25 protein-coding genes are annotated in these 25,974 nt (G+C 39.5%); 13 read left to right on the top strand and 12 right to left on the bottom strand.

Annotation, left to right across the window (positions count from 1 at the left end):
* Window positions 1–66: 66 nt before the first annotated feature.
* The 5 genes from fur to ACNSN2_RS07435 form a co-directional block, all read right to left on the bottom strand.
* The gene (gene fur, locus ACNSN2_RS07455) at window positions 67–510 is read right to left on the bottom strand and encodes a ferric iron uptake transcriptional regulator (RefSeq protein ID WP_010390113.1); all 444 of its coding nucleotides are present in this window, start codon (window positions 508–510) and stop codon (window positions 67–69) included.
* Window positions 511–691: 181 nt separating this feature from the next.
* Complete coding sequence (gene fldA / locus ACNSN2_RS07450; RefSeq protein WP_008113772.1) at window positions 692–1,219, bottom strand: flavodoxin FldA; 528 nt, start codon at window positions 1,217–1,219, stop codon at window positions 692–694.
* A 13-nt stretch (window positions 1,220–1,232) separates the two neighbouring features.
* A complete protein-coding gene (ybfE, locus tag ACNSN2_RS07445) occupies window positions 1,233–1,511 on the bottom strand; it encodes a LexA regulated protein (protein ID WP_008113775.1) in 279 nt (92 codons plus the stop codon).
* A gap of 2 nt (window positions 1,512–1,513) precedes the next feature.
* On the bottom strand, window positions 1,514–1,735 hold the full coding sequence (locus tag ACNSN2_RS07440) for a DUF2788 domain-containing protein (RefSeq protein WP_008113777.1): 222 nt from the start codon (window positions 1,733–1,735) through the stop codon (window positions 1,514–1,516).
* A 95-nt stretch (window positions 1,736–1,830) separates the two neighbouring features.
* Window positions 1,831–2,598, bottom strand: coding sequence for an alpha/beta fold hydrolase (locus ACNSN2_RS07435; protein WP_010390111.1), 768 nt, complete (start codon window positions 2,596–2,598; stop codon window positions 1,831–1,833).
* 484 nt (window positions 2,599–3,082) lie between these two features.
* Between ACNSN2_RS07435 and seqA the strand changes: the two genes are divergently transcribed.
* From seqA to ACNSN2_RS07400, 7 genes are all read left to right on the top strand, one after another.
* A complete protein-coding gene (seqA, locus tag ACNSN2_RS07430) occupies window positions 3,083–3,667 on the top strand; it encodes a replication initiation negative regulator SeqA (protein ID WP_010390110.1) in 585 nt (194 codons plus the stop codon).
* A 9-nt stretch (window positions 3,668–3,676) separates the two neighbouring features.
* On the top strand, window positions 3,677–5,314 hold the full coding sequence (gene pgm, locus ACNSN2_RS07425) for a phosphoglucomutase (alpha-D-glucose-1,6-bisphosphate-dependent) (protein ID WP_109874605.1): 1,638 nt from the start codon (window positions 3,677–3,679) through the stop codon (window positions 5,312–5,314).
* 83 nt (window positions 5,315–5,397) lie between these two features.
* A complete protein-coding gene (astE, locus tag ACNSN2_RS07420) occupies window positions 5,398–6,450 on the top strand; it encodes a succinylglutamate desuccinylase (RefSeq protein WP_418608978.1) in 1,053 nt (350 codons plus the stop codon).
* A 265-nt stretch (window positions 6,451–6,715) separates the two neighbouring features.
* The gene (locus ACNSN2_RS07415; protein ID WP_418608976.1) at window positions 6,716–7,930 is read left to right on the top strand and encodes a thiamine pyrophosphate-dependent dehydrogenase E1 component subunit alpha; all 1,215 of its coding nucleotides are present in this window, start codon (window positions 6,716–6,718) and stop codon (window positions 7,928–7,930) included.
* A complete protein-coding gene (locus ACNSN2_RS07410) occupies window positions 7,930–8,907 on the top strand; it encodes an alpha-ketoacid dehydrogenase subunit beta (protein ID WP_010390106.1) in 978 nt (325 codons plus the stop codon). The genes ACNSN2_RS07415 and ACNSN2_RS07410 overlap by 1 nt, the downstream gene beginning before the upstream one ends.
* A gap of 8 nt (window positions 8,908–8,915) precedes the next feature.
* Window positions 8,916–10,490 (top strand): dihydrolipoyllysine-residue acetyltransferase, encoded by a 1,575-nt coding sequence (locus ACNSN2_RS07405; protein ID WP_418608974.1) that lies wholly within the window; start codon window positions 8,916–8,918, stop codon window positions 10,488–10,490.
* A gap of 159 nt (window positions 10,491–10,649) precedes the next feature.
* Window positions 10,650–11,009, top strand: a complete 360-nt coding sequence (locus tag ACNSN2_RS07400) for a DUF805 domain-containing protein (protein ID WP_418608972.1) — start codon at window positions 10,650–10,652, stop codon at window positions 11,007–11,009.
* Window positions 11,010–11,067: 58 nt separating this feature from the next.
* Here the strand turns inward: ACNSN2_RS07400 and ACNSN2_RS07395 are convergent, their stop codons facing one another.
* The gene (locus ACNSN2_RS07395; RefSeq protein ID WP_418608970.1) at window positions 11,068–12,240 is read right to left on the bottom strand and encodes a putative manganese transporter; all 1,173 of its coding nucleotides are present in this window, start codon (window positions 12,238–12,240) and stop codon (window positions 11,068–11,070) included.
* 88 nt (window positions 12,241–12,328) lie between these two features.
* Complete coding sequence (locus ACNSN2_RS07390; protein ID WP_008113796.1) at window positions 12,329–13,954, bottom strand: M28 family metallopeptidase; 1,626 nt, start codon at window positions 13,952–13,954, stop codon at window positions 12,329–12,331.
* A gap of 107 nt (window positions 13,955–14,061) precedes the next feature.
* On the opposite strand from ACNSN2_RS07390, the gene ACNSN2_RS07385 reads away from it, so the two are divergent.
* The 3 genes from ACNSN2_RS07385 to ACNSN2_RS07375 are packed head-to-tail and all read left to right on the top strand — an operon-like array spanning window position 14,062 to window position 16,860.
* Window positions 14,062–14,874, top strand: coding sequence for a DUF3025 domain-containing protein (locus ACNSN2_RS07385; RefSeq protein WP_138569692.1), 813 nt, complete (start codon window positions 14,062–14,064; stop codon window positions 14,872–14,874).
* Window positions 14,871–15,659, top strand: a complete 789-nt coding sequence (locus ACNSN2_RS07380; protein ID WP_418608968.1) for an ATP-binding cassette domain-containing protein — start codon at window positions 14,871–14,873, stop codon at window positions 15,657–15,659. The genes ACNSN2_RS07385 and ACNSN2_RS07380 overlap by 4 nt, the downstream gene beginning before the upstream one ends.
* Window positions 15,652–16,860: an ABC transporter permease gene (locus tag ACNSN2_RS07375; RefSeq protein WP_055012100.1), complete on the top strand. Its 1,209-nt coding sequence runs from the start codon at window positions 15,652–15,654 to the stop codon at window positions 16,858–16,860. The genes ACNSN2_RS07380 and ACNSN2_RS07375 overlap by 8 nt, the downstream gene beginning before the upstream one ends.
* A 179-nt stretch (window positions 16,861–17,039) precedes the next feature.
* Here the strand turns inward: ACNSN2_RS07375 and ACNSN2_RS07370 are convergent, their stop codons facing one another.
* From ACNSN2_RS07370 to ACNSN2_RS07350, 5 genes are all read right to left on the bottom strand, one after another.
* The gene (locus ACNSN2_RS07370; RefSeq protein WP_418608966.1) at window positions 17,040–18,764 is read right to left on the bottom strand and encodes a proline--tRNA ligase; all 1,725 of its coding nucleotides are present in this window, start codon (window positions 18,762–18,764) and stop codon (window positions 17,040–17,042) included.
* A 129-nt stretch (window positions 18,765–18,893) separates the two neighbouring features.
* Window positions 18,894–19,598: a tRNA (N6-threonylcarbamoyladenosine(37)-N6)-methyltransferase TrmO gene (gene tsaA / locus ACNSN2_RS07365; protein WP_138621937.1), complete on the bottom strand. Its 705-nt coding sequence runs from the start codon at window positions 19,596–19,598 to the stop codon at window positions 18,894–18,896.
* Between the two features lie 163 nt (window positions 19,599–19,761).
* Window positions 19,762–20,331, bottom strand: a complete 570-nt coding sequence (locus ACNSN2_RS07360; RefSeq protein WP_418608963.1) for an outer membrane beta-barrel protein — start codon at window positions 20,329–20,331, stop codon at window positions 19,762–19,764.
* Between the two features lie 246 nt (window positions 20,332–20,577).
* On the bottom strand, window positions 20,578–21,042 hold the full coding sequence (locus ACNSN2_RS07355) for an acyl-CoA thioesterase (protein ID WP_008113812.1): 465 nt from the start codon (window positions 21,040–21,042) through the stop codon (window positions 20,578–20,580).
* 101 nt (window positions 21,043–21,143) lie between these two features.
* Window positions 21,144–22,790: an electron transfer flavoprotein-ubiquinone oxidoreductase gene (locus ACNSN2_RS07350; protein WP_418608961.1), complete on the bottom strand. Its 1,647-nt coding sequence runs from the start codon at window positions 22,788–22,790 to the stop codon at window positions 21,144–21,146.
* A 220-nt stretch (window positions 22,791–23,010) separates the two neighbouring features.
* On the opposite strand from ACNSN2_RS07350, the gene ACNSN2_RS07345 reads away from it, so the two are divergent.
* The 3 genes from ACNSN2_RS07345 to ACNSN2_RS07335 all read left to right on the top strand — a co-directional run bounded on the left by ACNSN2_RS07345 (window position 23,011) and on the right by ACNSN2_RS07335 (window position 25,952).
* The gene (locus tag ACNSN2_RS07345; protein WP_010390086.1) at window positions 23,011–23,760 is read left to right on the top strand and encodes an electron transfer flavoprotein subunit beta/FixA family protein; all 750 of its coding nucleotides are present in this window, start codon (window positions 23,011–23,013) and stop codon (window positions 23,758–23,760) included.
* The gene (locus ACNSN2_RS07340; protein ID WP_418608959.1) at window positions 23,761–24,687 is read left to right on the top strand and encodes an electron transfer flavoprotein subunit alpha/FixB family protein; all 927 of its coding nucleotides are present in this window, start codon (window positions 23,761–23,763) and stop codon (window positions 24,685–24,687) included.
* A 185-nt stretch (window positions 24,688–24,872) separates the two neighbouring features.
* Complete coding sequence (locus tag ACNSN2_RS07335; protein WP_418608958.1) at window positions 24,873–25,952, top strand: acyltransferase family protein; 1,080 nt, start codon at window positions 24,873–24,875, stop codon at window positions 25,950–25,952.
* The last annotated feature ends 22 nt before the right edge of the window (window positions 25,953–25,974 follow it).

The raw sequence follows: 25,974 nt of genomic DNA, 5'->3' as shown, positions 1-25,974 counted from the left end.
TGTTCTGTTCTATTTTAGACACAAAAAAACCTGCTTTTAGCAGGTTTTTTTATGCAATTAATAAAATTAACTGTTGTTTTGTGCAAACGCCTTACATGCGTCTTTATCTTCACACTCACCGTATAGGTAAAGAGAGTGGTTAGTTAGCTTAATACCGTTTTCTTCAGCAATCTCGAGTTGACGACGTTCAATTAAGTCATCTTCAAACTCAACAACCTTGCCACACTTTAAACACACTAAGTGGTCATGGTGAGTACTGCCAGAAAGTTCAAATACAGACTTGCCACCTTCAAAATGATGACGGCTAACAATACCCGCATCATCAAATTGATTTAAAACACGGTAAACAGTCGCAAGACCAATTTCTTCGCCTAGATCTAATAAAACCTTGTAAACATCTTCAGCGCTTATGTGTTGGTTATCTGGAGATTGAAGAATCTCTAAAATTTTAATACGCGGTAAAGTTACCTTTAGCCCGGCTTTTTTAAGTTCCAAGTTATGATCAGTCATTAAATCTGTCTCAATTTTATTTAGTTATACTAGACATCTTGCAAGATGTACTCGTCACAATAACAGTTAGGATAACGTGCCTTTGCAGGAAGTGCAAAGAACAATTGATCTATATCAATATTAACGCGGAAAATGCTAACTGTTTGATAATATTTTAAACAGTTAGCATAAAAAGGGAGGGTTAATCTGCTAACTCACTTAAGCACATTTCATCATATACCTGAGCACACCATTGTTTAACGCGCTGCTCGGTTAGTTCCGGCTGACGGTCTTCATCAATACCTAAGCCTACAAAGTGCTTGTCATCCGCCATACCTTTTGATGCTTCAAAATCATAGCTGTCTGTTGGCCAATGACCAACAACAATAGCACCACGCTCTGTTACGATATCGTTGATCATACCCATAGCGTCTAAGAAGTATTCTGCATAGTCTTCTTGGTCGCCACAGCCAAAAATAGCCACTAGCTTACCTTCAAAGCTTACTTCTTCAAGCTCAGGAAAAAAGTCATCCCAATCACACTGCGCTTCGCCATAGTACCAAGTTGGAATGCCGAATAAGATCAGATCAAATTCAGCTATCTCTTCTTTAGAGCTTTTTGCAATGTCATGCACAGCAACGAGCTTTTTACCCAATTCTTTTTGGATCATTTTTGCTACGTGTTCTGTGTTACCTGTATCACTTCCGAAAAAAATGCCTACACTTGCCATGGATTTAAACCTTTTATCTATCAATAGCCAATCTTTCTTGTAAAATTGTTTCGATCAACGCACTACGGCTAATATTTTGTGCATCTGCCATATCACTCAAAGCCTGATACAGCTGTGACGAAACTTTAAATTCAACACGCTTTAAGCCACGTGCTTTATCTCTTTTTATTTGATTACGTTTATTGACCTTTAACTGCATATCCCGTGGAAGGGGATTGGTTTTCGGCCTACCTGGACGTTTCTCGTATTCAAATAAATCAAGCGTTGTTCTATCTGTTTCTGACTTGGCCATGCTTAACCTACACCCGCACCTTGCCAAAATACCTGAATAAGTCCTTTGGCAATAAAGCCAGAGCAACCTAAAAAAAGTACCAGCCACACAATATAACGACCAAATTTAGGCACATTGCCGCTTTTCAGTACGTCTTTAATTGCCAAGCCGATAAAAATAAAAATACCTGCTAAGCCAAAATACAACCCTAAGGTATCAAATTCGTTAATAAACTGACTGACCATCGACGTATAACCTTTAAATTAAACGGCGCGTACTATAGCACATAAATCTTTAATTATTTAGTGTGATAAATCAAAAACACGCCACAAAAATAACATTAAACTGCAGTTAAAAAATCATTGATTGCTTTGTTTACAGCCTGTGGTTTTTGGGCATGCAACCAATGACCCGCACCATGGATGATTTTTGCACTTACATTTTTAAACAGCGAATTAATTGCTTCACGGTGCTCAGCTAATATGTAGTCAGAGTCATTACCTTTAATAAACAGAGTTTCGCATAAACAAGAATTATTTGCATTAATGTTGTCGGTAATTGTTGAATATTTATTATCAAGCACTGACAAATTGAATCGCCATACAAATTTCCCTGCATCATTTTTATATAAACTCTTCAATAAAAACTGACGTACTCCTAACTCTTCTATATACGGTTGCATTACTAAATCAGCTTGCTTTCTATCACTAATATCGGCATTTTTTACTGCATTTAATGCCTCAATGATTTGGGTATGACGAGCCGGGTAGCTAACTGGGGCGATATCAAGTACCACTAATTTATTGACCAATTCGCTATGGGTTAATGCAACTTGCATTGCCACTTTACCGCCCATGGAATGCCCTACAAGGTGGGCTTTTTGTATTTTCAATTTCGCCATTAATTCCACAATGTCATTGGCCATGGCTAGGTAATCCATTTCATCACTGTGTGGGGAAAGGCCGTGGTTACGTAAATCGACATTGGTTACGCAAAAGTGTTCACTTAATGGTTTTGCAATCACATTAAGGTTTTCTAATGAGCCAAACAGTCCATGGATCAAAACAACATCAGGACCTTGACCAATTTGTTTGTAATTTAATTGCATAAACGTCTCCCATAATTTTGCGCATAGTTTGCCGAGCATTAACTAAAAAAGCAAAAAATACAGATATTATTTAAACGCTGGATGCAAAATACCTAGCTCTCTGATTATTTGGTCATTATTAATTATATGTTTAGGGTAGCGTGGGTTGTAACTCGCATTTCTAACTGGATTGGGTATATACCCAAACCATCACAAGATACAGAATTCAGCGTTTCACCGGGGCTTAATATCAAGGCGTTAGTTTGCAACAATGGCAATCCCTTTTAAAAATTAACAACGATGAGAGTAAGTTCCTGTTAAACGCCCAGAGGGTTGGTTTAAAAGCGATTTATACTGCGTTATTGGTTTTAGCAATAGAATGACTATTGTTTGCAATCAATGCCTTGCCTAAATCGCTTTTAATTCCAACTGAAACTCGCATCTTGAGGTGATTTGGGTATAATCATATCGAAAGAAAAATGTGACCCGTAATGACAGGAAGAACATGAAACAAATCGACATAGACGACGAGTTATATCAGTACATTGCTAGCAATACCCAGAGTATTGGTGAAAGTGCATCGACTATTTTACGTCGTTTATTAAATCTCAGCGGCGAAAAAATTCACACTACAAAATCAGACACTGATCATAAAAATGAAACTGTTAGTGTGTCTAATCCATCTGAAGAGCAACAAGTTGCTGCCGTTGAACAGCCAGCCTCTGTGGCGAAACCGCCGGTAAATAAAAAGAATGCGAACGTATTTAATATTTTAAATAAAGAAGAGCTGGCAATGCAAAAAGGTGTTGTTGGTCGTTTCTTATTTATATTAAGTGCATTTTACCGAACGCACAAAACTGACTTTTCAGCAGTGCTTGATATCAAAGGCCGCGATCGTGTTTATTTTGCGACCAGTAAAGAAGACTTAGTGAATAGCGGTAGTAGTATGAACCCTAAAAACATCACCGATAGTGAATATTGGGTGATGACTAATTCAAATACTACACGTAAAAAAATGATGCTGCATGAAGTTGCACTTAGCTTGGGCTATAGCAATGAGCAAGCTGAAAAAATTCGTGATTATCTTTAAGGAAATACCATGGCAATTCATTCCGGCGCAGGGAAAACTGCACCACAATCGGTTTTAGTGAATGTACCAAAGTTAGTGTCTGCGTATTATTTAAATGAGCCTGATCTAGAGCAAAACCCTGAGCATTGTGTTGCCTTTGGCACCTCAGGGCACCGTGGTTGTGCGTATGATGTGAAATTTAATGAATCCCACATATTATCAATCACCCAAGCTATTTGTGATTACAGAAAACAAAACGATATATTTGGCCCATTATTTTTGGGTAAAGACACCCACGCATTAAGCGAAGCCGCCTTTAACTCAGCGATAGAAGTGCTGGTTGCTAACGAAGTGCAAGTGATCACCCAAGAAAATGGCGACTTCACACCAACGCCGGTAATTAGCCACGCTATTGTTAGTTATAATAAAAATCACCCAAATGAATTAGCCGATGGTATTGTTGTTACTCCGTCTCATAATCCTCCTGAAGATGGCGGGTTCAAATATAACCCACCTAATGGCGGCCCTGCAGATACAGATGTAACAAAATGGATTGAAGATAGAGCCAATCAGCTTTTAATGGAAGACTTAGTTGAAGTAGAACTGTTTCCATTTGCTAAAGCGTCGCGTTCTGGTTTTATCCGCTATGAAGATTTAATGACACCGTACATTAATGATCTTGAAAACATTGTTAACTTAAAAGCGATTAGTGATGCTGGTATTAAAGTAGGTATTGATCCATTAGGTGGTTCAGGCATCAACTTTTGGCCAGTGATTGCGAAAAAATACAATCTAGATTTAACCGTTGTAAATGACAGTGTTGATCCGCGTTTTGCATTTATGCCACTTGATAAAGATGGCAAAATTCGTATGGATTGCTCATCACCTTATTCAATGGCGAATTTAATTGCCCTTAAAGATGATTTTGATCTATCGATAGGCAATGACCCTGATTATGACCGTCATGGCATAGTAACACCTGATGGATTAATGAATCCAAATCACTTTTTAGCAGTAGCCATTGATTACTTACTAACGCATCGTGACTGGGATGCCAGCGTTGAAATTGGTAAAACCCTCGTTTCTAGCTCAATGATTGATAAAGTCACTGAGCGTAATAAGCGTAAAGTAAAAGAAGTACCTGTTGGTTTTAAATGGTTTGTTGAGGGGTTAAATAAAGGCAAGTTGGCTTTTGGTGGTGAAGAAAGCGCTGGGGCAGCCTTCTTACGTTTTGATGGCACCGTATGGTGTACAGACAAAGATGGCTTTATCATGGGGCTACTTGCTGCTGAAATTCTTGCAGTTACAGGTAAAACACCGTCTACGTTATATAAAGAACTAGAGCAAGAATTTGGTGCACCAATTTATAAACGTTTAGATGCGCCAGCGACGCCTGAGCAAAAATCACGTTTAAAAGCGCTCAGTGCTGACGATGTTAAAGCCGATACCTTAGCCGGTGAGCCAATTATGCAAAAGCTTACTCATGCGCCAGGTAATAATGCAGCAATTGGTGGATTAAAAGTAGTAACTGAAAGTGGCTGGTTTGCTGCTCGTCCGTCAGGTACTGAAGATATATATAAAATATATCTAGAATCATTTAAAGGCGAAGAGCATTTAGCCTTATTAGAAAAAGAAGCTAAAAAACTGGTTGATTCAGTAATTAGCTAATCTGCAATTAAAATTAAAAACGGCTGATTTATTCAGCCGTTTTTGTATCTACAATTTATAAAACAAAAAGGGCTTTTATAGTGATGTCAGCCACTTCAGAATATATTAATCAATTAAAACATGATGGTGATTTTTTAACGCTTTCTCGAAACCATGAATGGCATTTGGATGCAGGCCAATTTACTCTTAATAATAATACGCAAGTAACCGTGCATGATACCGGTGTAATTGAATTTGAGCCTGATTGTATAACGTCAAAGAATGTGGTGCTATCCAGTGCAATTCATGGCAATGAGACAGCCCCTATAGAAATTTGCGATGAACTGATTAAACACATTATTAGTGGAAAACTTGAATTACAACAACGGGTTTTATTTATTTTTGGTAACCCTCAGTCAATTAATATTGGTAAACGCTTTGTAGAAGAGAACTTAAATCGCTTATTTAATGGGCACCACACTGTTGATGGCATCGCGATGAACGACGAACGTATTCGTGCTGCAAAACTTGAACAGTACGTTAGCGATTTTTATGCACGCTCAGAGCAGGACACGTATCGCTGTCATTATGATTTACATACCGCTATTCGTGGTTCTAAAAATGAGAAGTTTGCTGTTTACCCATTTTTACATGGCAAGCCTTGGAAAAAGTCGCAACTGCAGTTTTTATTGAGTTGCGGAGTTAATACGGTATTAATGATGAAATCACCCGCTACCACGTTTAGCTACTATTCATCGTTTGTGCATGGGGCTGATTCGTTTACCGTTGAGCTTGGACAAGTAAAACCCTTTGGTGAAAACGACATGTCGCGCTTTGCAAAAACTAAGCAAACATTAACTGCATTAATTAGTCAAAAAGAAGTGGAATACCCTAAATTTAATGCAAGTGACTTTGAGTTGTTTTCTGTTCATCGCACAATTAACCGCACAGAGCAAAACTTTAGCTTCCCGTTTTCTGATGATGCCGAGAACTTTACAGGCTTTGCAAAGGGTGAGCTTTTAGCAACTGATGGTGATAATGCAATTTATGTGGACGTAGAAGGGGAAGCGATTATTTTTCCTAACGCACAAGTTGCTATTGGACAACGTGCACTATTAACGGTTGTGCCTATGCAGGTGGATAGTCGTTTTAGCTAATTCAACACATCAGACCACTTGTTATGAAAGTTTAACCAGCTGATTAATAAGTGGTTAATTATATGTATAGTTAACTTGCCAGTTTTTTGCTCAATATTTACTTTTGTTTGGTCACAGTTTTGTTGAATAACACTTTACGTTAACGTAAAGTGTTGGCAGCTTTAATTAAATACAGTGCAGATGTTGCAAAGTTTATTCAGCAACAATCACCCATAATAATAATTTAAAGGGGCACTGTGATACCGACAACAAGAGAAGGTAGGTTATGAGTAATCCCAATAACGTATCGCTGAATATTAACCATGAGCTTGAGTTTATCGACGGTCACGCGCTTAATATTCCAACCCTTAGTATTTTAACTGAGGACGGCGACATTCATCCTAGTGCTCCTGCACCTGACATTTCTAAACACACCGCTATTAAATTATACGAAACCATGCGTTTTATTCGTTTATTGGATGAACGTATGCAGGGTGCTCAACGCCAAGGCCGTGTTAGCTTTTACATGCAGTGTTTAGGTGAAGAAGCGGCGGTAACAGCCTCTGCGGCAGCCCTTGATCAAGATGATATGATTATGGCGCAATACCGTGAGCAAGCGGCGTTGCACTACCGTGGTTTTACGCTTGACCAATTTATGAATCAGATGTTTTCTAACGAACTAGATCTTGGTAAAGGCCGTCAAATGCCGATCCATTACGGTTCTAAAGCACTTAACTACATGACAATTTCATCGCCATTAGGAACTCAAATCCCACAGGCCACCGGTTATGCATACGGTCAAAAAGTAAAACATATCGATGCTAAAACAGGTGAACTAGCAAGCACTATTGATAACGTCACCATTTGTTATTTTGGTGAAGGTGCCGCTTCAGAAGGTGATTTCCACGCAGGTCTTAACATGGCTGCAGTGCACAAGGCACCGGTTATCTTTTTTGCACGTAACAATGGTTATGCTATTTCTACCCCAGCTGATGAACAATTTAAAGGTGATGGTATTGCATCGCGTGGCGTAGGGTATGGTATTAAAACCATACGTGTTGATGGCAGCGATGCACTCGCTGTTTATGCAGCAACTAAAAAAGCCCGAGAAATTGCAGCAACCCAAGGTGAACCTGTACTTATTGAATCGATAGCTTATCGTTTAGGCGCGCACTCAACGTCAGATGATCCTAGTGGCTACCGTTCAAAAGATGAAGAAGCAAACTATAAAGCGTGCCCAATAGAGCGCTTTAGAAAATGGCTAGTAAAACAAAACTGGTTAGATGACGCAGAAGATATAAAAGCGAAAGAAACAATTCGTGATGATATTTTGGCGGCACTTAAACGCGCTGAAGTAATTGATAAACCAGCCTTAGAAGAGCTGATTTCTGATGTGTACGATACACCAATTCCATCTTTACAACGCCAATATGATGAGCTTAAAACACATATAAAAGCCCATCCTGATGCCTACCCAACAACAGCAGGGAGAATTAAGTAATGGCTAAAATGAACATGCTACATGCAATTAATTCTGCTTTAGATATCACTATGAATGAGCACCCTCAAGCGTGTATTTTTGGTGAAGACGTTGGTTATTTTGGCGGTGTTTTTAGAGCAACATCAGGCTTACAAGAAAAATACGGTAAGCACCGAGTATTCAACACGCCGCTTACAGAGCAAGGCATTTTAGGTTTTGCTAACGGATTGGCCGCATTTGGTGCACCAGCGCTTGCTGAGATTCAATTTGCTGATTACATCTTTCCTGCGTTTGACCAAATAGTGAATGAATCTGCTAAGTTTCGCTACCGTAGCGGTAATGAATTTAACGTGGGTAATCTAACAATACGCACACCTTACGGCGGCGGTATTGCTGGTGGTTTGTATCACTCGCAATCGCCAGAAGCATATTTTGCTCATACGCCAGGGTTAAAAATTGTCGTGCCGCGTAATCCTTATCAAGCTAAAGGCTTACTTCGCGCATGTATTAAAGACGATAATCCAGTGCTATTTTTTGAGCCAAAACGTTTATATCGTGCATCTACGGGTGAAGTGCCAGAAGAAGATTACAGCATTGAACTAGGTAAAGCTGAGGTAGTTCAAGAGGGCACTGACGTTACTTTATTGGCGTGGGGCGCACAAATGGAAATCGTAGAAGCAGCCGCTAAACAAGCCAGTGAGCAAGGTATTAGCTGTGAGGTGATTGACCTTCGCAGTATTCTACCGTGGGATGTTGAAACGATTGCTAAGTCAGTGACAAAAACAGGTCGGCTTATTGTTAGTCATGAAGCGCCTATTACCAATGGTTTTGGCGCTGAAATTGCGGCAACTATCGCTCAAGAGTGTTTCTTACATTTAGAGTCGCCTATTTTACGTGTATGTGGTTTAGATACACCATATCCGCTGGCGCTAGAAAAAGAATATGTTCCAGATGCATTGAAAGTAATGGCCGCAATTAAACAATCAGTGAACTTTTAGAGGTTTCCATGGCTAAAGATTTTATATTACCTGACATTGGTGAAGGCATTGTTGAATGCGAAGTAGTCGAATGGCTGGTACAAGAAGGCGATACAGTAAAAGAAGATCAGCCTATTTGTGATGTGATGACAGACAAAGCCTTAGTACAAATTCCTGCTGTACACGATGGAGTGATCACTAAGCTGCATTGCAAAAAAGGCGATATTGCTAAAGTGCATGCGCCGTTATTTGCGATGGATGTTGCCGGGGAAGCACCCAGTGAAGAGGCTGAAACACCATCTGCACCAACATCTACTCGTGAACATTTAGAAGATTTTATCTTACCCGATATTGGTGAAGGTATCGTTGAGTGTGAAATTGTTGAGTGGTTAGTGGCAGAAGGTGATGAGATTGAAGAAGATCAAGCTGTTTGTGATGTGATGACCGATAAAGCGTTAGTACAAATACCGGCTAAATATACCGGTACCGTACAAAAGCTATATTATCAAAAAGGTGAAATTGCCAAGGTACACAGCCCGTTATTTCAAATGACCATAGCAGGTCAAGCTGCAAAGGAAGATGTTGATGTTAATAATGCGGTTGTTAAAGCACAAAGTAATGCAACTTCCGATACGCCCGATAAACAAACGCAACCACAAACTGCAGTAATTAACCAAAAAGCAGTTGCATCGCCTGCGGTTAGACGCAAAGCGCGTGAGCTTGATGTTGACTTAACCTGTGTGCCAGGCAGTGGTAAAAATGGCCGTATTTATAAACAAGACATTGAAGCATTTATAAAAAATGAAGTGCCATCTGGTATGGATACTTCTGAGCTTAATAAACCACAGGCTACTGAGAGTAAAAAATTCAGCAGCACTGAACATGTAACGAGCGCAGGTGGAGCGCGAACAGAAGCGATTAAAGGTATTAAAGCGGCCATGGCAAAACAAATGGTAGCTTCGGTTTCTACTATTCCACATTTTACCTACAGTGATGAAATTGACTTAACTGATTTAATTGCACTTCGAACTGATCTGAAAGAGCAATATAAAGCTCAGGGCGTTAAGTTAACTATGATGCCGTTTTTTATTAAGGCGTTATCGTTGGCAATGAGTCAATTTCCAGTACTTAACTCAAAAGTAAATGATGATTGTAGCGAAATTACTTACTATGACGATCATAATATTGGGGTTGCGGTAGATTCTAAAGTGGGCTTATTAGTGCCTAATATTAAAGCTTGTCAAACTAAAAGCATTGTAGAGGTTGCTAACAGTTTAACTCAGCTTACTGATTCTGCTCGCGAAGGGCGAGTTGCACCTGATGATTTAAAAGGTGGCACTATTAGCATTTCTAACATTGGTGCAATTGGCGGCACTATTGCAACGCCAATCATAAATAAGCCAGAAGTCGCGATTGTTGCACTTGGTAAATTACAGCACCTTCCACGCTTTGATCAGCAAGGGCAGGTAGTTTCACGTGCAATTATGCAAGTAAGTTGGTCAGGTGATCACCGTGTAATTGATGGCGGCACTATAGCGCGCTTTAATAATTTATGGAAAGAATACCTAGAACAGCCAGCTAAAATGATGATGGCAATGCGCTAATTCTTTTTGATGATTTATTAAAAAACTATTTAAAAAACCAGCATAAAGCTGGTTTTTTTCTTTAATAAATTTATATTATTAATTAAGATACAAATGTAACCAAATAGGTAACACTGTACGCCCTTTAGGGAATATAAAAAATAACATTAAGGAAATTTTATGGAACATTATATGAATGCACTGCGTAGCTACGCAGATTTTTCAGGACGTAATCGCCGCAAAGCATTTTGGATGTTTATGTTAATTAATTTGATTTTTTCGCTTTTAACAAGTGTTATGGATGGTATTACAAACACAATGTTTGTAAGCACAATATATAGCTTGGCTTTATTGATTCCTCAACTAAGTGCGGGTGCTCGCCGTCTTCACGATACTAATCGTTCAGGTTGGTGGCAATTACTGTGGCTAGTGCCAGTAATTGGCTGGATCATTTTGATTATCTTCCTAGCGCAAGACTCGCAAGAAGGTGAAAACGATCACGGAGCTAACCCTAAAGAAGTTGAACTACACACAGCTTAATTAGGTAACTTGTAAACATTTTAAGCTCAGCCATTGCTGAGCTTTTTTATGTAAAAAATTAAGTTACAAAGAAATACAGTCCATAACCAACCATCAATGCCGGTATGGCGGTGTAAATTGTAGCAATAATGGCTGCTCTGGGTGCCATAGCAATGGCAGGGAAAAGCGCATCGCCATCGTTGGAAATGGCGTTCGCTGCTAAAGCACTAAACGGTATCACACCTTGAATGTATAACGTGGTGACAATGATTTGCGGCCCACAACCGGGTAAAAAACCAATTAATACCGCAATTAAAGGTGCTAAATAGGCATAATTTAAAAACCATGTTTTTAAATCAAGACCAAACACGCTCACCAGTAGTTCAAATAATATAAAGGAGGCAACCACCCACGCGGTTACAAAATGAGTATCTTGCAGTACTTTTGTTATTTTTGAAGGCGGGCTGCATACATCGTCTTCTGAGGTCACTTCCTTATAGCTTTCACCTTTTGATGATAGCGCCCACATAAACACCACAAACAATGCCATTAATGCGCCAAAAAAACTGACCGCATTTACTACATGATTGCCAAATTGGCTTAAATCAATATTAAACGCCAGTATAAAAGCAATCAGTAACCCAGGAATAATAGCCATTAACCAAATAGGCTTGCTCAATTTTATTATTTTGGTTGGCAATACAGTCACTGGCTGTGTTTGCTTTTGATTGGTAGGGCATAAATAACCCGTTTTATGTAGTTTATTAACCAGTAAGCCTGTTAGCGTTCCAACGACTAAGCCTATTGCCATTATCGATAACCCTTCAGTAGGGCGGGTAGCTAACAATAAAAATGCGGCATCACCCATTGTAGCCGTTAATACCGCAACAATAGCCCCAAAGCTTGCTTGTCCCTTGGTAAATTGGGTAACAACAATGATTGCACCACCACACCCTGGCAGCATACCTAAAAAAGCAGCAAAGCTGACCTCTAATACAGGAGACTTAGCATTTAGATAACGAAGCTCTAGTTGGGGTAAATGATCAATCGCGTAGTAGTAAATAAATAGGGTCGCAGCAACAAACACACTGACTTGAAAAAAAGCATCACTAAGTGCAGTGATTGTTATAGTGCGTAAGCTGGGCAGGGCTAAACAAACTAAAATTAACAGGGGTAAAATTAGGCGTTTATTTTGATGAAAAACACGTTTTGCAGCTGGCGAAATAACTCCCAAATGTTCTGTTAAAAACATACAGTACGACCTAATTAATAAACTAGATCGCACTGTACTATTTTATTAAATGATAATCAATATCATTTAGGTAATTGCTTGAAAACGTTTATTTACGTTGAAACTCTGAGTTTTCATTCCAAGTAGGCCATTGAGTTTGCTGTGAAATATCAAAACCTACTTTATAAAATAGTTGTAAATCTTGAACCGCACCTGATAAATCCCACTCATCACGATATCTATCACAAGGCTGGTGGTAACAACCGCGCAATACTAAACTCATACGCTTGCGATAATTAGCCGTTTCTTCGTCAAATGCTTCTGAACCACCACCGGCATACATAGCAGGTACACCCATATTGGCAAAGGCAAAGTGATCTGAGCGGTAGTAACCACCTGAAGATGGTTTAGGGTCGCCCGATACTGTTCTACCTTGCTCTTTAGCAGCCGTTGCTAATAGTTCATCCATTTGCGATTTCCCAATACCCACCACACTAATATCTTTTACTTTTCCTAATAGGTTTAAGCTATCCATATTAATATTAGCAACGGTTTTATTTGCTGGAATAACCGGGTTAGCGGCGTAATATTTTGAGCCAAGCAAGCCTTGTTCTTCAGCGGTTACCGCTAAAAAGGTCATTGAGCGGTCAGGGCGTTTACCTAGTTTAGTAAAGGCTTCAGCCACTTCGATCATACCGGCTGTACCTGTCGCATTATCGTGGGCACCATTATAAATTTGATCGCCTTTACGATTTTTATCCGTTCCTAAATGATCCCAATGCGCAGAGTAAATAATATGCTCATCTGGCGTTTTACTACCAGGAAGAGTGGCAATAAAGTTATAAGATACCGATTTTTTGATGGTATTTTTTACATTCACAGTGGCAGCTAAATCGCCCATATCTACATGGTAAGCGCCTTTAGCTGCTTCTGCTTTAGCAGTATCAAAATCAAGACCTGCTTTAGTAAATAGCTCTTTTGCTACATCAACAGTAACCCAACCTTCAACAGCAACACGATCCATGTTGTTATTATCTTTTACAAAACCAAACTGCTCGCCACTCCACGAGTTCTCAACCACTGACCAAGGGTAAGAAGCAGGAGCCGTTTCATGAATGATAATAGCGCCCGCTGCGCCTTGACGGCTTGCTTCTTCGTATTTATAAGTCCAGCGCCCGTAATAGGTCATGGCATCACCGGTAAATAAGTTTGGATCTTTAGTTGCAAAACCAGGATCATTTACCAGCATCACGACGGTTTTACCCTTAACATCTAGGCCTTCGTAATCATTCCAATTATATTCAGGTGCGTTAACACCGTAGCCGACAAATACCAGCTCTGAATTTTCAATCCCTTCTTGCGCACTTATACGGCTACTACCCATTACCATGTCTTTTTTGTATTGGTAGTCTTTACCGCCAATATTAAGCACCATGTCAGAGTCTGCTTCTAATGATACAAGCGGGACTTCTTGGAAAAAACTATCACCGTTACCCGGTTCAAAGCCCAATGCAGTAAATTCTTTTGTTAAGTAGTCAAGCGTAAGCTTTTCACCTTCAGATGAAGGAGCACGACCACCAAACTCATCAGAGGCTAACACTTTTACATGCTTAGCAATTTCATCGGCTTGAATGCTGTTATAGCCTTTCGCGACATCGTCAGAAGTGATACTTGTTGTTGCACAACCCGCTAGAATCGCTGTTGTGATTAAGGTCAAAGAAAAATAACGTTTCATATTGGCTCTTTTTTTGTTCTAAGTGGCCCTAGTATATGAACTTCTGTTAATTAGAACCAGTTTTTGCGGTAAACTGTCACGGATAAAAATGTACAGTAAAGGTAACAATGAAGCGTTTTACTCCCCCAGAACAATTCCAAGTAACGAGCCTAAACACAGGGGCATTTGCTCACTTACGTCAGCTGTTTAAAATTCATCAACAAACAGACTGGCCAGAACCTGCGTATTTTGCCCCGTACTTAAATGCCATAAACGCAAATAATCTCCCCGTTCGTTTTATCGATGATGCAAAGGTTGACTTTGCTGAGCGCTATTATGAACAAGTTATTTTTGAAACTGGGGAAGTACCTACTCGCCAGCAAAATTGGCATGATCTGTTTGGTGGTTTTATTTGGTGTTTATTCCCAAAAACAAAAGCCCTAATCAATCAGCGTCATGTAGATGAAATAGCTGTGCATGGTTTAAAACAACGCAGTAAACATCGTAACGCATTAACCCTGTTTGACGAGTGTGGCGTAGTTTTAGCTATTAGTGACTCTAATTGGAAAGCATGCTTAAGAGACCATCAATGGAAAACAGCATTTATAACGCATAGAGAGCAGTGGGGTAAAACTATAGCGCCATTCATGTTTGGCCACGCTAATTACGAAATGTTGACCAAACCTTATATTGGGCTCACAGGCAAAGCATTATTTGTGAATGTACCCGATGAAATATTTTGTAAAGATTTAGTAACGCAATATCAGTACCTAGATAAGCAACTTTATGAGATGATTAAAAATGATGATTGTTTAGCCGATAATAAACAGCTTTCACCCTTACCCTTATTAGGTGTTCCTGGTTGGTGTGAGGAGAATAACAATTCATCATTTTACGACAACACGGACTATTTTAGACCGAAACGAAGGACACGAAAATGATAGAAGTCACCGCGCTTAAGAAGAAGTTTAAGCTCACTAAAGATCATAAAAAAAATAAAACAGATGAAGTAGACCCACGCGAAGATAAAGACTTTTTTCATTCAGTAAAAAATGTCAGCTTTAGCTGTGCAAAAGGCGAAGTATTAGGGCTGTTAGGGCCTAATGGCGCGGGTAAAACCACCACCTTAAGAATGATTTCAACCGCTTTAAAACCGGATGATGGCAGTATTACTATTGCCGGAAACGATATAATTAAAAAGCCACTGATTGGGCGTAAATCTATCGGGTTTTTGTCTGGTTCTACTGGTTTATATGGCCGTTTAACGGTAAAAGAAAATATCGAATATTTTGCAAAGCTACATGGCATGAGCAAGCAGGCAATCAAGGCACGCTGTGAAGAGTTATTTACCTTACTCGATATGCATAAATTTATTGATAAACGTGCTGAAAACTTATCAACCGGTATGAAGCAAAAAGCCAACATTGCGCGTGCTGTGGTGCATCATCCAGACGTTGTTATTCTTGATGAGCCAACTACCGGGCTTGATATTATGACCACGCAAACAGTGATTAACTTTATTAAAGGCTTAAAAGCACAAGGCACTCCGGTTATTTTCTCAACGCACCATTTAGATGAAGTTGCGCTTTTATGTGACCGTGTAGCGGTTATTAATGAAGGTGTAAGTTGTTTTGATGGCACCCTCGCTCAATTTAAACAAGCGGGTAACAGCGAAGAATTAAACCAAGCGTTTATGAACATATTAACGGAGAAGCAAGATGTTTGAAGTTTTTAAAAAGGAATTAACCGAGCTGCTACGCGATAAAAAAACCTTGTTGTTCGTGGTAGTATTTCCGATTGTGGTTTTTCCGTTGTTATTTGCTGTGGTTGCGTTTATTTCTTCGCAAGCCGCGCTTGATGCAGAGCAAAAAGTGAATACTTATGCGATTATCAATGGCGACTTTGCCCCAGAATTTACTGATAAAGTGTTTTATCATAAAAGCTTTGAGTTATATAAAGGCGATAAAACTTTTAATAGTGTTGAGGAGCTAAAAGCAGGGGTAACTGCTGGCGATATCGACATGGGAATATACTTACCAAGCGATGCAGTAAAAACATTAGATGATAAAAAGCAAAGTGAATGGCAAGTTGTATTTAATGATTCAAAATCAATTAACTTCTTATTTGAGCGTGTAAAAGAACTTGCTAAAGAGTACAGCGATACACTTCAAGAAAGTAAACTATTGAGTTTTGGTATCGATAAAAGCGCACAAGAATCTATTTTAAAGCCAATTAATGTGGTTAAAGTTGATACTGCAGACAAACGTGAAAACTTAGGTGAAAAAGTAGGTGGGTTTTTACCTTATTTACTTATCCCGCTAGTGCTAATGGGGGCAACTTACCCAGCAATTGATTTAGGCGCTGGCGAAAAAGAGCGTGGTACTTTAGAAACGTTATTACTTACCCCCATTACTCGTACAGAGCTAGTATTGGGTAAATTTATTACTCTACTCACAACTTCAATCGCATCAACTACTATCACCGTGATTAGTATGGGGTGTTGGATAGCATTAGCACTGGCATTTGCTGATCTAGAGTTTATTAAAGCCGCGTTTAGTACATTAGGCATTTCAGACTTGCTGATGATTTTTGTATTATTATTACCAATTGCAGCTATTTTTTCTGCATTAGCATTGGCTATATCAATCTATGCACGTTCGTTTAAAGAAGCGCAAAATTACATGACGCCATTAAGTATGGTGGTATTTTTCCCAATTATTATCTCCATTATGCCTAATATGGAACTGACCGCTAAAACAGCCTTTATTCCGGTTACTAACGTCGCCTTAGCGATCAAAGAAATTATTAAAGGAACAGTCGATTACACGCTGGTGGGATTGATATTTTTAGCTACAGCACTGATAGCCGGTGCACTATTGGCATTTTGTGTTAAGTGGTTTAACCGCGAAGACGTGTTGTTTAGATAACCATCTAAATTGCAAAGTATTTAAAAGGTCGCACAGCGACCTTTTTTTTATAAATTATTAATTATGAGACAGTGCTATTTGCTTAATTTAAGCTCTGTGTTTGAAAATTACTAGATAAGCAATCAATAAAAAACCGCTGTATGAAAAACCATACAGCGGTTTTTTAATTAGATTATTATTTATGATTTAAATTGCGCTTTAATAGTTTCAATCGCGCTATCAATATCTATCATAAGTTTTTCACCGGTGCGACGGTTTTTAAGTTCTACCTTATTCTCATCAAGGTTACGCTCACCAATGACAAGCGTGTAAGGTACACCAAGTAATTCCATGTCGTTAAACATAACACCAGGGCGCTCTTTACGGTCATCAAATAACACGTCCAAACCTGCATCTTTTAAACCTTGATAGAGGTTATTAGCAATATCAGGAATACGATGCGATTTATGCATATTCATTGGCACAATTGCTAAATCGAAAGGAGCTATGGTTTTAGGCCATGTAATACCGTATTGATCGTTATTTTGCTCAATAGCTGCAGCAACAATACGTGATACACCAATTCCATAACAGCCCATAGTCATTATTTGGTTTTTACCTGACTCGCTTAGTACACCTGCTTTTAATGCTTCTGAGTACTTAGTACCTAGCTGGAAAATATGACCCACTTCAATACCGCGCTTAATTTGTAACGTGCCTTGACCACACGGGCTAGGATCGCCTTCTACAATATTACGGATATCAGCAACTTCGTAGTTTGTTACGTCGCGATCCCAGTTAATACCGCTAAAGTGCTCATCATCTTTATTGGCACCGGCTACAAAATCAGCCATTACATCCGCTGTTCTATCAACAATAATAGGCATGTTCAAGCCAACTGGGCCTAAAGAGCCTGGTTTTGCGCCAATGGCAGCAACAATATCTGCTTCGGTTGCCATTTCAAGTGGAGAATCAACCAATGGGTGCTTTTCAGCTTTGAGTTCATTAAGTTCGTGATCGCCACGCAGTACTAATGCAACAAGCTCGCGTACGCCGTCTTCATTAGGAGTACCATAAACCACTAATGTTTTAACACCGCGATGGGGTTTTACGCCATAGTGTTTTTTAAGCTCATTAATTGTTTTAGCATCAGGCGTTGGGAATGCTTTTAACTCTTTGCTTGCTTGTGGGCGAGCTTCAGTTGGCGCTAATGCTTCGGCTTTTTCAATATTAGCGGCGTAGTCGCTGGCATCACTAAAAGCAATGGCGTCTTCGCCAGATTCAGCAAGTACATGGAACTCATGCGATACACTACCGCCAATAGAGCCTGTATCTGCAATTACTGGGCGGTAATCTAAGCCTAAACGTTCAAAAATATTACAGTAGGCTTTGTGCATTACTTGATACGTTGCATCTAAACATTCATCGGTTAAATGGAATGAGTAGGCATCTTTCATAGTAAATTCACGGGCACGCATAACACCAAAACGTGGGCGACGTTCGTCACGTACTTTAGTTTGTACTTGGTACAAAGTAATTGGTAGTTGTTTGTAGCTGTTAATTTCTTTACGAACAAAATCGGTGATCACTTCTTCATGGGTAGGGCCCATGGCAAATTCACGATTATGACGGTCGGTAAAGCGCATTAACTCAGGACCAAACTCACTCCAGCGGCCAGACTCTTCCCATAAATCAGCAGGCTGAATAACAGGCATAAGCATTTCAATTGCGCCGGCTTTATCCATTTCTTCGCGTACTATGTTTTCTACTTTTCTTAGCACACGTAAGCCAGAGGGAAGCCAAGTGTATAAACCCGAAGCGACGCGACGGATCATTCCGGCTCTAAGCATTAATTGATGCGAGACAATTTCCGCATCGGATGGCGTTTCTTTAAGTGTAGCGAGTATATATTGACTAGTACGCATGTTTTTTCCGAAATAGAGTGATATGTTCTTTTAATTAAGGGGCTCAGTTTACCAGCGGTTGCATTGACACTAAAGCGCTAAGTGATTTTTTATCGAATTTTATAGCCATAGCAGGGCTTTAAAGTTAGCTTAACTGAGCTCAATATGAGTAACCAGATGATGAGAATCAGTCACTTGCCAAGTAATATTGTATTCATACAAATTCATACCATAGCTTTGCACGCCTTGTTTTTGCTTTTTGTAGGCAGGGCGCGGATCTTGTTTTAGCACATTACTAATAAACGCTTGTAGCTCAGGATAGTGACTTTGTTTATTTATAAATTCTATAGCCTGTTGGCTAAACTCAACACTCATTTGAGTCTCTGGGCGCGTATCGGCAAATCCAGCGCTTGCATCGGGTAATGAGTCTGAATAGGGTAAATAAGGTTTTATATCTACGATGGGTGTGCCATCAAGTAAATCAATACCGGCGAGCAATAACGCCAACTGGCCGTTTTTATACTCAATTCCCTCTAACTTTACTGCACTCATGCCAATAGCATTTGGACGGAAAGTAGCACGAGTAGCAAATACGCCTTTACGCTCATTACCGCCAAGGCGCGGCGGGCGAACCATTGCTGAATAGCCTTTATCAGCAGTTTCATGAAAACGAAATAACAGCCAAATATGGCTAAATTCATCTAATCCGCGAACAAATTCTTCACGATTAAATTCTTTGGCAAAAATCAATTTAGCTTTAGCTTCGGGTACTAATCTAGGCTGCCTAGGAATGGCAAATTTTTGTTTATACGGAGATTGAATGTGGCCAATAGCCGAAATTTGATAATCGCTCATAATGCTCGGTTATAGAAAAAATAGAGCGTTATTCTACCTTTAATTAATGTTGCTGGCATTAGCTTAATTAGGAGAGGAATTATAGACTGATTGGTTTAAATGTGAAATAAAAAAGGTAAGGCTAAAAATAGCCTTACCTAATGTTTTAACAATTAAGCTATTATTAAAACATGTATTGGAATGATACTGACGCAACATCCATTTCTGGATCAATATCATCTTCTAATTCGTAACGCTCATACTCTAAACGCACTTGCATATTGGTTGTAAATGCATATTCAATACCTGCACCGTAAAATACGTCGCCGCCATCTTGAGATGCGCTTACGCTGCCAACCGGTAGCTCTTGAGTAACTTCTGCATCCCATTCAAACCAACCACCTTTTGCATAAACAGAAAAATCTTCAGTGATCGGCGCTGCAAAACGTGCTGCTAACGATACGCCATCAATTTCAGCTTTACTGTCTATATCACTCACTTCATCAAAATTTTGATAAGCAAGCTCAAGACTTAAATTTTCATTAAATTGGGTACCAATGTAACCTTTTAACATTTGCGCGTCGTCATCAAAGTCGGTGTCGTTTTCGCTATCTTCAAACTGAAATGAATATTGGCCATAACCAATACCAGTGTAAATGCGCGGAGAGTCCATGTCGGTAACATCAGCTTGTGCCGCTGAATTAAAACCCAGTGTTGCTAAAGCAAGTGCAGAAAGAGAAAGTGTTTTAATCATTATATAGCTCCTTTAAAAAGTAATATCGATGAATTATTTCATCAAACGTCGATTTACTAATTGCAGTGAGCGTGCCAAGTATTATTTAGCCTAATATTTAGTCTTTATGTGTGTTTGTTAAGCTATTATGGTGTTTTTGGCACGCAAAACAATCAGGTGTTCAGCGTGCAGTTAATCCGTAAAAATTAAAAAATTGTAGCTTTTACAAGTTGTTGTAGTTTCTACATACCTATAAAAGTAACTAAATTAAACTTTATCTAATAAGTTTTCTGTTTCGATGGCTATTTGCTTCATTTTAATTGCGTAGTTCTCAAGCTTTTTGTCTTCGTCGGTAACCGATTTAAATTCTGGTACCGCCACAGGGTAACCCGTTTCATCCATAGCAACAAAGCTAATAACACAGTGATTGGTTTCAACTAAGTTTTGCGTTTTAGGGTCGCCACAGCGAACTTGAATAAAAATTTGCATGCTGGTTTTGCCGGTGTGTGCAATTTTTGCTTCAACCTCAACAATTTGGCCAACTAAGATAGGACGGCTAAACTTAACGCCCGCAACCGATACTGTTACACAGTAATGGCCGCTCCAGCCCGCAGCACAGGCATAACCCGCTTGGTCAATCCACTTCATGACCACACCGCCATGCACCTTACCACCAAAATTTACATCGGTTGGCTCTGCTAAAAAACGAAAAATTACACTCGACGACGCCATAACACACTCTCATTCATTCATATTACTTAACAGCATAGCGCAAAAAAGGGGCCGAAGCCCCTGCAATTTAGGATAAGTTTATAATTTCTATAGAAAGGTTGTTACATATTGGGATAGTTAGGGCCACCAGCACCTTCGGGAGTTACCCAGGTAATATTTTGGCTCGGATCTTTAATATCACAGGTTTTACAATGCACACAGTTTTGCGCGTTGATCACAAAGGATTGCTCGCCTTCTACTTCTTGTACTTCGTAAACGCCGGCAGGGCAGTAGCGCTGTGCTGGCTCGTCAAATTTAACTAAGTTAACGTTAATCGGAATTGATGCATCTTTTAGTTTTAAGTGACACGGCTGTGATTCTTCATGATTGGTATTAGATAAAAACACTGAAGAAAGCTTATCAAAACTGAGTTTGCCATCAGGCTTAGGGTAGTTAATTTTTTCAGCTTGGTTAGCGTCTTTTAAAGTTGCATGGTCAGGTACGTTATCTTTAAAACTAAACGGTAGGGCACCCTTAAATATATTTTGATCAAGCGTGTTATATGCGCCGCCTGCAAATTTACCTAAGGTATGCATAGCAGGGCCAAAATTACGAGACTGATACAGCTCTTTAAACGCCCATGACTTTTTAAACTCATCGCTATACTGGGTTAAATCAGTATTGGCTAAATTGTTTTGTAGCGCATAAAAAATAACTTCAGCGGCTATCATGCCTGACTTCATAGCCGTATGGTTGCCTTTAATTTTTGCAAAGTTAAGCGTGCCTGCATCACAGCCCACTAGCAAGCCACCCGGGAAGTGCATTTTTGGTAATGAATGTAAACCGCCTTTAGCAATAGCACGTGCACCGTAAGCAATGCGTTCTCCACCTTCAAGCGTATTTTTGAAAATAGGGTGATGTTTTAATCGTTGAAATTCATCAAACGGGCTTAAGTGTGGGTTTGAGTAATTTAAATCAACAATTAACCCCACAACCACTTGGTTGTTTTCGCTATGATACATAAAGGCGCCACCGCCAGTGTCGCCACTTAATGGCCAACCGGTTCCGTGTACAACTTTACCCAATTGATGTTTAGATTCATCAACTTGCCAAATTTCTTTAAAACCTAAACCATAATGCTGTGGTGAACTTTCATCGTCTAAAGCAAACTGATTGATCAGTTGCTTACCTAGATGACCGCGACAGCCCTCAGCAAATACTGTGTACTTAGCGCGTAGCTCCATACCTGGCATGTAACCGTCTTTTTCATTGCCATTTTTATCTACACCCATATCGCCAGTAATGATGCCTTTTACAACATCATCTTCAATAATGACTGAATGCGCACTAAAGCCTGGAAATATTTCTACTCCAAGGTTTTCTGCTTGCTCTGCTAACCAGCGACATACATTACCCATAGAAACAATGTAGTTACCCTTGTTATGAAATGTATTTGGTGTAGCAAAGTGAGGAATTGAGGTTGCTTTATGTTCGTTGTTAAACCAGTAAATCTCATCATTTACCACTTTAGTCGAAACAGGAGCGCCGAGTTCCTGCCAATTTGGCAGTAATTCGTCAAGTGCTTTGGTTTCAAAAACGGCACCTGATAATACATGTGCGCCAACTTCTGAGCCTTTTTCAACTACACATATCATGCACTCTTGTTGTTTTTCTTGTGCTTGCTGCGCGAGTTTAATTGCTGTTGAAAGCCCCGCAGGACCTGCCCCTACAACAACAACATCAAATTCCATGGTTTCGCGTTCAATCATAATAACCTCTTTATCTATGACGGACTCACCTTTGCATTATTTAGCAAAAAGTAAGCTAAGCAACCTGTTTCTTTGTTATGCAAATTAATCGTTACAGGTTGTGAATAGTTTAAGGTTATTTTAGGTTGACGTTTACGTCAACAGGAAGTAGTCTGATTTCATAAAATAAATAGGTTGACGTAGACGTTAGCTTATAGGTTTAAATAATTATGGAGTCCCTATGAAAGTTCTCGTACCAATAAAAAGAGTGATCGACTACAACGTAAAAGCTCGCGTTAAACCTGACAACAGCGGTGTTGATTTAACTAACGTTAAAATGGCCATGAACCCATTTTGTGAAATTGCTGTAGAAGAAGCGATTCGTTTAAAAGAAGCGGGTACTGCAACTGAAGTAGTTGTTGTTACTATTGGCGCTAAAGCCTCTCAAGAACAATTACGCACAGCACTGGCTTTGGGCGCAGATAAAGCGATTCATGTTGAAACAGAGCAAAACTTAGAGTCCCTACATATAGCAAAATTGCTTGCCAAAGTAGTTGAACAAGAATCGCCTGAACTGGTTATTTTAGGAAAACAGTCAATCGATTCTGATAATAATCAAACAGGTCAAATGCTAGCGGCGCTGACTAACCGTGGTCAAGGTACGTTTGCTTCTAAAGTGGTTATTGAAAATGGCAAAGTAAATGTTACTCGTGAAGTTGATGGCGGTTTACAAACCGTTGCACTTAATTTACCCGCAATAGTCACCACCGATTTACGTTTGAATGAGCCACGTTATGCGTCGCTACCTAATATTATGAAAGCCAAACGTAAGCCGTTAGAAGTTATTGCGGCTGATTCGCTAGGTGTAGATTTAGCCCCGCGCATTGAATTAGTTAGTGTAGAGGAGCCAGCAAAACGCAGCGGCGGGATTATTGTTGAAGACGTTGCACAGCTTGTAGAAAAACTTAAAACAGAGGCAAAGGTGATTTAAATGAAAACTCTTGTAATTGCAGAGCACGATAACGGTGCCTTAAAACCAGAAACCTCAAAAACGATTAATGCCGCTAAAAAATTAGGCTTTGACGTAGATGTATTATTAGCAGGCATAAACCTTGGCGCCATGAGTGAGTCACTCGCGAGCATTGAGGGTGTTGCGAATGTTTTACTTGCTGATAATGCAGTTTATGAGCATCAACTTGCTGAAAGCATGACAGATCTAGTGTTATCACTTGCAGATAGTTACAGCCATATTGTGGCAAGTGCAACTACTACAGGTAAAAACTTTATGCCGCGTGTTGCCGCATTATTAGATGTAGCGCAAATTTCAGAAATTATTGACGTAATTGACGCAGATACATTTAAGCGCCCAATTTACGCGGGTAATGCTATTGCAACGGTTAAATCGCTCGATAGTAAAAAAGTGATCACAGTACGTGCAAGTAGCTTTGATTTACAAGGCGAGCAAGCTCCAGCTAATGTAACCGCTGTAGATGCAATCTCTGATTCACAGTTAAGCAGTTTTGTTAGTGTTGAACAAACTGAATCAGAGCGTCCAGAGCTAACGGCTGCAGATGTGGTTATTTCGGGTGGTCGTGGTATGCAAAATGGTGAAAATTTTGCATTATTAAATGGCATTGCCGATAAACTCGGTGCCGCTATTGGTGCATCACGTGCAGCGGTTGACGCGGGCTTTGTGCCTAACGATATGCAAGTAGGGCAAACAGGTAAAATTGTCGCGCCTAATTTATATATTGCTGTGGGTATTAGTGGTGCCATTCAGCATCTTGCGGGTATGAAAGATTCAAAAGTTATTGTTGCCATTAATAAAGACCCTGATGCGCCAATATTCCAAGTAGCTGATTACGGTTTAGTTGCTGACTTATTTGATGTTTTACCACAGTTAGAGCAAGCACTATAAAGGAAAGTAATAAGCCGCTCCTAAAGTAGCAAATTCTGATTTAAAGCCGCCGTTTCATTATTGATTCTGCGGCTTTTTTAATTCAAGCATGCCACTTATCTAAATTACTTGCGATTTAGGTTTTTTTATTACAGAGTGACAGCGTTGTCATTTGTAGCAATACAAATTATTAAATAGGAGCCAAAATGACAAGGTATAAAGCACTTGATGCTATGCGTGGGCTAACCATAGCGTTAATGATACTGGTAAACACGCCGGGGTCGTGGTCCCATGTGTATGCCCCTTTACTTCATGCAGATTGGCATGGCTGTACCCCTACGGATGTAATTTTTCCGTTTTTTATGTTTATTATTGGCTCTGCGATGTTTTTTTCGTTCAAAAAAACGAACAGTGCAGCCAGTGCTAGCCAAGTATTAAGACTAGTTAAACGTGGAGCAATTATATTTGCCATTGGTCTAGCTTTAAATATTTATCCCTTTACTACCAATATTGAAAACTTGAGAATATTAGGTGTACTGCAACGTATAGGGATAGCCTATATTTTAGCGTCTATCTGTGTGTTGTTTTTAAATAGGCGAGGGGTGTTAACGCTATCGGTTATTATCTTAGTTGCTTATTGGTTATTACTGTTAAGCGTTGGCGCTGAAAATGCTTATACACTCGAACATAACCTAGTTAGAGCGGTTGATATTGCCGTACTAGGTGAGTCGCATTTATGGCAAGGCAAAGGGCTCGCATTTGATCCAGAAGGTCTCATCAGTACGTTACCCGCTGTGGTGAGTGTCTTATTTGGTTTTGAAGTAACGCGCCTGTTAACGAGCACAAGTTGCCAGTGGGCAAGCATTAAACGGCTGTTAGTTATTGGTGTAGTTGCAGTTGTTATTGGGCAATTAAGCTCAATGGTGATGCCAATTAATAAATCGCTTTGGACTAGTAGCTTTGTTATTTACACATCCGGGATTGCCTGTATTGTGTTGGCATTTTTTGTTTGGCTTTGCGACATTGTTAAACCTGAGCGCCTTGTTAATCCATTAATTGTGTATGGATCAAACCCACTGTTTATATATGTATTGTCGGCTGTGTGGGTACTGAGCTATTCACTGATTAATATTGGAGAGCTAAACTTAGAGGATTGGATGTATCAGCAACTCGCCTTAGTTATGAGCGCTAAATTGGCATCGTTCACCTTTGCTTTATTGCATGTTATTGGCTTTTGGGTAATTTCGAATATACTTTATAAACGAAAAATATTTATAAAAATTTAGTATTTATAACAATTTGCTTCCC

This window comes from Pseudoalteromonas sp. US3C1013 (assembly GCF_048401115.1).
GTDB classification, from domain to species: domain Bacteria; phylum Pseudomonadota; class Gammaproteobacteria; order Enterobacterales; family Alteromonadaceae; genus Pseudoalteromonas; species Pseudoalteromonas undina.
Note: the sequence above shows the minus strand (reverse complement) of the source record. Positions and strands in the feature narration are given on the sequence as shown.